This window comes from Streptomyces ipomoeae 91-03, assembly GCF_000317595.1.
Taxonomy (GTDB): domain Bacteria; phylum Actinomycetota; class Actinomycetes; order Streptomycetales; family Streptomycetaceae; genus Streptomyces; species Streptomyces ipomoeae.
The window spans coordinates 1-1085 of sequence record NZ_AEJC01000570.1 but is presented as its reverse complement, the minus strand read 5'-3'; the positions used below and the strand labels follow the sequence as shown (position 1 = coordinate 1085).

Here is a 1085-nt window from a genome sequence, read left to right as displayed (position 1 = left end):
CTCCTCGGCATCGACCTGCCCTGGCCGGTGTACGCCTTGGCCGGTATCGCTGTCGTCTGGTTCCTGGGCTTCCGCTCCATCAACCTCGGCGCCAGGGTTCTCGCCGCCCTGCTGATCGCGGAGACCGCCATCCTGGTGCTGCTCGCCGGCGCCGTCCTGGTCAAGGGTGGCGCGAGCGGGCTGAGCTTCGACTCCTTCGCCCCCTCGAACGTCTTCGTCTCCGGGATGAGCGGACCGCTCGGTCTCGCCGTCGCCGCGTTCATCGGCTTCGAGGCCACCGCCATCTACCGCGAGGAGGCCCGCGACCCCGACCGCACCGTGCCCCGTGCCACGTACCTCGCGATCGGCTTCCTCGGCCTCTTCTATGCCTTCATCTCCTGGGTCATCGTTCAGGCGTTCGGCAGCGACCAGGCCGTTGCCGTCGCCGCGAAGAACCCGGCGGAGATGTTCTTCACCGCCATGACCCAGTATGTCGGCGGCTGGGCGACCGACGTCCAGCGCGTCCTGATCGTCAGCAGCGTGCTCGCCGCCCTGCTCGCCTTCCACAACGCCATCACCCGGTACGTCTACGCCCTGTCCGTCGAGAGTGTCGCCCCCGCGGCGCTGGGCCGGGTGCACCCCCGGCATGGCTCGCCTTGGGTGGCCGGCATCGCCCAGAGCGTCCTGGCGGTCGTGGTCGTCACCGTCTTCGCCTTGATCGGAGTCGACCCCTACACCAAGTTCTTCCTGTGGGTGAACACTCCCGGTGTGATCGGCATCCTCGTCCTGCAGGCGCTGGCGGCCTTCGCGGTGGTCGCCTTCTTCCGCCGCAACCCCGCCGAGCACGGCGAGGGACACATGCGCACCCTGGTCGCGCCCACCGCGGCCGGCGTCCTCCTGACCGCCGCCACCGTGCTGGTCTGCAAGCGCCTGGACCTGTTCACCGGCGCCGGCCCGACCGTCAACTGGTCACTGGTCGCGCTCACTCCGGCAGTGTTCCTGGCCGGCATGGTCCTCGCCACCCGCATCCGCCGCACCCGGCCCGACGTCTACGCCAGGCTCGCCACCACTGACGTCGACGCCGCCTGATTCCCCGACGTATGGCG

At 69.9% G+C, this 1085-nt stretch carries 1 protein-coding gene; it reads left to right on the top strand.

Translation table 11 applies throughout. The features are described from left to right. Nucleotides 1-1068, top strand: a 1068-nt coding sequence (locus tag STRIP9103_RS36995; RefSeq protein WP_048821657.1) for an APC family permease, incomplete at its 5' end; no start/stop codon positions are given. Nucleotides 1069-1085 lie beyond the last annotated feature (17 nt).